We start from the raw sequence: 6,880 nt of genomic DNA, 5'->3' as shown, positions 1-6,880 counted from the left end.
CGCCATGCCACGAAATTAGCATCATGCTAGCAAGTTAAGCGAACACTGACATGATAAATTAGTGGTTAGCTATATTTTTTTACTTTGCAACAGAACCAGCAAGAATATGAGCGTGAGAGCCAAAAATTAAGCCATATACAACAAAAAAGCAATAAGTTGATAGAAGAATACCAAAAATCATTAGAAACGCTTAAAAAGCCTTTAAACGTCCAATATGAACATGAAACTGAAAAAGTAGGTGGTTTGTTCAACAAAGAAATACAAGAAACAGGGAATGTTGTAATAAGCCAAGAAGATTTTAATGCCTTTCAGAAGCAAATAGAAGCAGCACAATTAATCAAAGATGATTATGAGTATATTAAGTCAGATAAAGCTCTAAATGACCTAAAAAACGAAAATAATAAGCTTAGAGAACAAAACAAGGATATGTCTGAAACTTTATCAAGAGCAAATGAGTTTATAAAAGACCGAAAAAAAGACCTTGATAATGCGCTTAATGTCATTAAAGTTATTAGAGAAATTTTTGAAAAGTTAGAGCAAGTTCTTGGTAGAAATAAATATAAAAATTTAATGAATGATGTGAGTAGAGATAATGGACGAATGATAAAGACAATACAAATGTTTGATAAACAAATACATCCTGAAGAATATCAAGAGAAAGAACAAAAAAGTGAGTCAAAACGTGATAGAGGTATGAGTAGATAAAAAACTACTGTTAATTAGCGCCCTAAACGTTATAACAGTAGTTTCAAACCTCATTCAAAACCTATTAAGATAATAGGTTAAATGGACTAACTTCCCATGTGATTATTATAACAAGAACACGCTATTATGCCGAGAAAATCTATTTGTCGATGAGAGCCCTTAATTAGACTTAAAGCGTCAGCTATTAAATCGACCGATGGACAGCTTTAGGATTATTAAGGAGCGCAGAATCGTCGACAAATAGAGGAATTGGAATAATGCAATAAAGATATTTAACTAGATCAGTTTTTAACTGGTCTTTTTATTTTGATTATATTTCTTGGATTTTGGATATATTAATAGTACAATAGCATTATATATACTTCTATATAATTATATAGAAGTATATAGAAGTATAAAAATGTAGTCAAGGAGATGGTAACGTGCCAAAAGAAACTAAGCAAATGCGCACTATCACAATCAGAGTGGACGATGACTTGTACAATTCATATAAGCGTGTTCTTCGGGAAGAAGGTAAAATACCGACATATGATTTAAGGAATCACATGAAAAAAACGGTTGATGAATTTAACAAAAATCTTAATGAAAAATAATTTAATGTTTTAGGTTTTGGGGCTAACTACACGAAGTGATCTGTTAGCCCTGTTTTTGTATTTGGGGTTTTGAATTTAACGAATTTAGATGAAAAAGGGGGGATACTACGACTCCTCCTTAACAATCCTGTAGACTGTAGAACGACTTACACCTGTTTTTTCAGCAATCTCTTCGCCTGTGAGTTTTTGTTCATCATACAAGAACTTGATTTCTCTTTTTTTGTGGTCAGGTAATGAAGGACGACCGCCCTTTCTTCCTCTTGCTCTTGCAGCTTCTAAACCTTTTTTCGTACGTTCACTTAGTAAGTTAGCTTCTAATTCTGCAAATGCACTCATCATGGTAAAGAACATCTTGCCCATCGCGTCTTTCGTTGACACATTCATATCTATAATATGTAAATCAATGTTATTTTCTTCAAACCATTGAGATAACTCAATTAATTGTTTGGTTGTACGGCCTAATCTATCTAATTTGTAGATAACTAAAATATCGCCTTCTCGTAAATAATCTAAACACTTATCAAGTTCTGTTCTTTTGGTTTTACGACCACTTGCTTTCTCGCTAAAGATACGTTCACAACCATATTTCTCAAGTGTATCAATCTGTCCATCAAGACTTTGATCTTGTGTTGATACACGTGCATAACCAATTTTAGCCATTTTAATTTCTCCTTTTGAATGCTTCTATGACACCTTATCTATATAATATGCTTCTCGAGACAAATGAGAAGACTTATTTAAGTCTATAAACTCATATACTTTAATCTTTATGATACGTTGATTATAACACAAGTTTTGATACTTAAATATACAAGAAAAACCTCTTAAATTTGAATTAAGAGGTTTTGTATCAAAAACGAACATTTAAAATATGTCTGAAGTTCTCTTTCAATTGTGCTTCATTGCGCAATGATAGACGCTCATATCCCAAATCTTGTAGCTGTTTAATCACATTTTCTTCTAAACCATATTCACTTTGGTATCCCAAATTAATCGCTCCACCCTATTAAATTTAAGTATAATTAAATATTAACATATCAAAAATTAAATATATGATATAAAAAACGCTGCAAGTTCTTTAACTTGTAGCGTTTTTTTAATAAATATAGATTTTAAAACAATAATTAGCTACCAAATAAACGGCTCCAGAATCCTTTTTTTTGTTGCGTTTCTTCACTTTTTTCTTCAATATCACTATCATTGTCATTTGAATTAGATAGATCATCTTCCTTTGGTGCTACATCATCTTGTGTACTTTCATGACTTTGTCTCTCAGATATATCCTCATATTGCATCTCTGATTCTTGGTCTTGATTAATGTTTACAGAATTAGTAGTATCTGTAGTTTCTTGTACATCAACGTTTTTTCTATCGTTATTAGATGTATCAAGGGGATAATTAAGGTGTCTCTCTTCCTCTAATTGGTTTTCTAGTTTTTGAATTTTTTTATTGCTTTCTAAAGCTAATATTTGTTGATTTTCAAGCAACTTTGATCTTTCCTGTAACTCTTTTCTATAGAATTCTAATGTTGTTTCATGACGACTTTCTTGTTTTTCAATTTGCCTATTTAAGGTGTCAATTTGATGTTTAAGTATTTCTATTATCTGAGCATCATTTTCAGACTCAACATTATCCGATTCATTATTTTTTATATCCGCTGTATTACTTTCGAAACCATATTTTTTTTTATTTTCATTTACCCTTTGAATGATTCTTTCTATATCAGTATCGTCTTTAATAAATGAAGTATTTTCCTGTTTTATTGTCTCTATATTTAGTCGTTTAATATTATTAAAAATTGTTTGCTTACTAACCTTTAATTCCTCACTCAACATTTTCACACTTTTCATACAATCAAACCTTTATAAATAGTTTGTCAAACCTTTATACCCTATTATATAACTGTAACCACTGAAATACAAATATAAATTAAGGAAAACAAAGAATAGCTTATCAATGTTTTATCTAGGGTTAATAAGATTTATCAATGCTTTGTCAAATCTTTATCAACCTTTGACAATCGTGTATCTTCTCCTTTTACAACCCTATTTAAAGTGCTATAATATAATTAACATATCAAAAACCCCCAACTACTGGTAATAGTCGGGGGTTGGTAATAAAACGTTATAGCACGTTTGTTTAATATCAAATTTATACTTGTATTATATAATGAATAACATCTTAGTGCAAGCGCCTAAATCTTTAAATAAATGTAAAGCTATATAAAGCGTTTTATTACCTCTTACCAAACTAAATTTCGGAAAGAGGTTTTTATTATGTCAAATTTTAAAAGAATTACAATACAAGAATTTGAACAAGAAAGATTTTATAAACTATATAAATTTTTATTTGAAGATGATTATTTTAGAAAGCTTAGTGACTCTGCAAAAATTGCTTACTGTATATTTAGAGACCGATTCGAATTATCTAAAATAAATAATTGGATTGATCAAAATGGCAATGTATATTTAATATTTACTACTAAAGATTTATGTAATCTTTTAAATTGTGGAACTCAAAAAGTAACTAAAATTAAAAAAGAATTAGAAAGTTTTAATCTTTTAGAACAAGAAAGAATGGGGTTAAACAAACCAAATAAAATATATATACTAGAGCCCAAAAAACCATCTAAACTTAATGATATCAAGGAATTTCGAAAATCAAAATTCCAGAGTGATGAAAATCAAAATTCTGGAATTTTGAAAGTCAAAAAACAAGAATTTCGAAAATCAAAATCAAATGATACTAATTTAAATAATACTGATTATATAGAGACTGAGCATAATGATATGAATGACCTGAATGATACCTACAACAATATTTCAATAGACCATACCCATTCAAATCAGCCAAATCAATTTTTAAATAACTTTGGTAATCAAGATGATAAAGAAATACTACTCCAAGAGTTCCCAGATCAACTTACGTCTTATTTATTAAATTACAGTTATACAGATTTAGAAATTATAAAAAGTGTAATTCTTAAAGCTAAAAAATCATTTAATTCAAACCATGATGATACTTACTACATGTTAGAACATATTGAAGATGAAATATTAATAGCTTTAAAAAGAGTAAAAAAAGCGATACATGATAGAGGGGTTAAAGGCCAAAAGGAAACGATCAGTTCGATGCAAGGGTACTTAATGCGAACAATTTTAAGTGAACTTGAAGAATGCTATTCAGTCGATATGAGAAGACAAAATATGGCGAAATATAATATTTTTAATCAGTAAATTAAATAAGCTTGCAGCAATCAAAGAAACCTCAAAATATTCGGTTAAGTCATCGGATTATTTAACCGGAGATAGTGAAAAAGATTCAGAAATTGTTAGTGACTTAGAACAAGGTTTATATCGAAAACGTATGTTAAGTTATGGTGGATTGCTTAAACAAAAACATAAAATTTTAAATTTAGACGATGCTGAAGAAGGTAATTTGATTAATACAAGTGACGAAGAAGAAAAAGCAAATTCAATTACTGCAATTTGGAATTTTGAAAAACAAAATTATTATTTAAAAATTGTGAAACGCTAGCTAAAAAGCTAGCGTTTTTTTATGTTTTTAGCCCCTGCGGGAACTATAGCGTTTAACCAGCATGGTTACCCACTTTTCATGCCAATTTTTAAATTTGCATGTAACTGGGCAGTGTCTAAAAAATTCGCCACTGGTTAAGCAAAAATTTTAGGTTTGTTTTTCTGATTTTTAAATTTAGCTCATATTTGCGTTTTAAGATCCATATAATTATTTTAGGTATAAATATATATAAAATACCCCTAAATGCTCTAAAAAGTATCTTAAAATTGCAAATAAGGGTATTTAAAAATTAAATAGTTCTTGTAATAAGGTTTTCTAAAAAGGAGATTAAAAAATGCTTATATTTTTATTTATTTTGGTTTGTGGTCTTTTAGGTTATTTTTTGATTAATCGTTCTAAAAAAGATTAGACATGCATTTATGCCGAGAAAATTTATTGTGCGTTGAGAAGAACCCTTAACTAAACTTGCAGACGAATGTCGGCATAGCGTGAGCTATTAAGCCGACCATTCGACAAGTTTTGGGATTGTTAAGGGTTCCGAGGCTCAACGTCAATAAAGCAATTGGAATAAAGCATCTATGATTATTTGAAAACATAAGTTATAATACATTCAAAAATATTTTTGAATGAGGTGTAATTATGATTCAGACTATTGTAACTGCTGCTATTCTTTATATTGCGACAGCAGTAGATTTATTAGTGATTTTATTAATATTTTTTGCTAGAGCAAAGACTAGAAAAGAATATAGAGATATTTATGTTGGTCAATATTTAGGGTCTATTATTTTAATATTAGTTAGTTTGTTTTTAGCTTTTGTATTAAATTATGTTCCAGAGAAGTGGATATTAGGTTTATTGGGTTTAATACCAATTTATCTTGGAATTAAAGTGGCTATTTATGATGATTGTGAAGGAGAAAAGAGAGCTAAAAAAGAATTGAATGAAAAAGGATTGTCTAAATTAGTTGGTACGGTTGCAATTGTTACGATAGCAAGTTGTGGTGCTGATAATATTGGTTTATTTGTTCCGTATTTTGTGACATTAAGTGTTACTAATTTATTAATTACTCTGTTTGTCTTTTTAATTTTAATTTTCTTCTTGGTATTTACTGCACAAAAATTAGCTAATATTCCAGGAGTTGGAGAAATTGTTGAGAAATTTAGTCGTTGGATTATGGCTGTTATTTATATAGCTTTAGGTTTATTTATTATTATTGAAAATGACACTATTCAAACAATTTTAGGATTTATATTTTAATTTAGGGCGTGATTTTATATGAGTTATGAAAATGCTTGTGATGTGATCTGTGTACATGAGGATAAAGTTAACAATGCTTTAAGTTTTTTAGAAGATGATAAATCTAAGAAATTACTTAACATTTTAGAAAAAATTTGTGATGAGAAGAAATTGAAAATCATATTATCTTTGATTAAAGAAGATGAGTTGTGTGTTTGTGATATTTCTTTGATATTGAAAATGAGTGTTGCTTCAACTTCACATCATTTAAGGCTTTTATATAAAAATGAGGTACTTGATTTTTATAAAGATGGAAAGATGGCATATTATTTTATTAAAGACGATGAAATAAGAGAGTTTTTCTCTAAAAATCAGGAGGGTTTTTGAAACGAGTTTCTTCTTGTCTTGATAATAAGGGTAACTATTGCCGGCGAGGCTAGTTATCCTTAAGTTATTGATATGACTGGTTTTAAGCACAAAAAAAGTTGCTTTTCCGTACCTATTAATGTATCGTTTTAAATGACTAGTAAAAAACATACATAGAAAGGGGAAAAAGCAACTTTTTTTATTGTCATAGTTTGTGAAAACTAAGTTGTTTTTATGTGTTATAACATGGAAAAGTATACTGAGAAAAAACAAAGAAATCAAGTATTTCAGAAATTTATTAAACGTCATATTGGAGAGAATCAAATGGACTTAGTTCAAGATTGCGGTTCTGTTGCAAAGTTGAATTTATAGTATAATTTTAACAAAAAGGAGTCTTCTGTATGAACTATTTCAGATATAAACAATTTAACAAGGATGTTATC

Annotated in this window: 7 protein-coding genes and 3 pseudogenes; 7 read left to right on the top strand and 3 right to left on the bottom strand. The window is 28.9% G+C overall.

Annotation, left to right across the window (positions count from 1 at the left end; translation table 11 throughout):
• Positions 1-87: 87 nt before the first annotated feature.
• Both CD135_RS08800 and CD135_RS08795 read left to right on the top strand, forming a co-directional pair.
• Positions 88-705: pseudogene (locus CD135_RS08800) on the top strand (MobV family relaxase); the annotation flags it as partial.
• Between the two features lie 422 nt (positions 706-1,127).
• The gene (locus CD135_RS08795) at positions 1,128-1,298 is read left to right on the top strand and encodes a transcriptional regulator (protein WP_103269263.1); all 171 of its coding nucleotides are present in this window, start codon (positions 1,128-1,130) and stop codon (positions 1,296-1,298) included.
• Positions 1,299-1,403: 105 nt separating this feature from the next.
• On the opposite strand, the gene CD135_RS08790 is transcribed toward CD135_RS08795, so the two are convergent.
• The 3 genes from CD135_RS08790 to CD135_RS08785 form a co-directional block, all read right to left on the bottom strand.
• The gene (locus CD135_RS08790) at positions 1,404-1,958 is read right to left on the bottom strand and encodes a recombinase family protein (RefSeq protein WP_031864197.1); all 555 of its coding nucleotides are present in this window, start codon (positions 1,956-1,958) and stop codon (positions 1,404-1,406) included.
• A 190-nt stretch (positions 1,959-2,148) separates the two neighbouring features.
• A complete protein-coding gene (locus CD135_RS13010) occupies positions 2,149-2,286 on the bottom strand; it encodes a hypothetical protein (protein ID WP_167543676.1) in 138 nt (45 codons plus the stop codon).
• 136 nt (positions 2,287-2,422) lie between these two features.
• On the bottom strand, positions 2,423-3,148 hold the full coding sequence (locus CD135_RS08785; RefSeq protein WP_103269262.1) for a DUF536 domain-containing protein: 726 nt from the start codon (positions 3,146-3,148) through the stop codon (positions 2,423-2,425).
• Between the two features lie 426 nt (positions 3,149-3,574).
• On the opposite strand from CD135_RS08785, the gene CD135_RS08780 reads away from it, so the two are divergent.
• The 5 genes and pseudogenes from CD135_RS08780 to CD135_RS13205 all read left to right on the top strand — a co-directional run.
• Entirely contained in the window at positions 3,575-4,534 is a 960-nt protein-coding gene (locus tag CD135_RS08780; RefSeq protein ID WP_103269261.1) for a replication initiator protein A, read from the top strand.
• 13 nt (positions 4,535-4,547) lie between these two features.
• Positions 4,548-4,835, top strand: a pseudogene (locus tag CD135_RS08775) (protein rep); the annotation flags it as partial.
• 639 nt (positions 4,836-5,474) lie between these two features.
• Positions 5,475-6,092: a cadmium resistance transporter CadD gene (gene cadD / locus CD135_RS08770; RefSeq protein WP_069854643.1), complete on the top strand. Its 618-nt coding sequence runs from the start codon at positions 5,475-5,477 to the stop codon at positions 6,090-6,092.
• A gap of 18 nt (positions 6,093-6,110) precedes the next feature.
• Positions 6,111-6,458 (top strand): ArsR/SmtB family transcription factor, encoded by a 348-nt coding sequence (locus CD135_RS08765; RefSeq protein WP_002508637.1) that lies wholly within the window; start codon positions 6,111-6,113, stop codon positions 6,456-6,458.
• A 225-nt stretch (positions 6,459-6,683) separates the two neighbouring features.
• Positions 6,684-6,788: pseudogene (locus CD135_RS13205) on the top strand (protein rep); the annotation flags it as partial.
• Positions 6,789-6,880: the final 92 nt, after the last annotated feature.

Origin of the sequence: Mammaliicoccus lentus (assembly GCF_002902755.1) — a bacterium.
GTDB lineage: Bacteria > Bacillota > Bacilli > Staphylococcales > Staphylococcaceae > Mammaliicoccus > Mammaliicoccus lentus.
Note: the sequence above shows the minus strand (reverse complement) of the source record. Positions and strands in the feature narration are given on the sequence as shown.

Coding starts and splice junctions, on each gene's coding strand:
- CD135_RS08790 (WP_031864197.1), bottom strand. CDS start 1,958: ATGGCTAAAATTGGTTATGCACGTGTATCAACACAAGATCAAAGTCTT.
- CD135_RS08785 (WP_103269262.1), bottom strand. CDS start 3,148: ATGAAAAGTGTGAAAATGTTGAGTGAGGAATTAAAGGTTAGTAAGCAA.
- CD135_RS08780 (WP_103269261.1), top strand. CDS start 3,575: ATGTCAAATTTTAAAAGAATTACAATACAAGAATTTGAACAAGAAAGA.
- cadD (WP_069854643.1), top strand. CDS start 5,475: ATGATTCAGACTATTGTAACTGCTGCTATTCTTTATATTGCGACAGCA.
- CD135_RS08765 (WP_002508637.1), top strand. CDS start 6,111: ATGAGTTATGAAAATGCTTGTGATGTGATCTGTGTACATGAGGATAAA.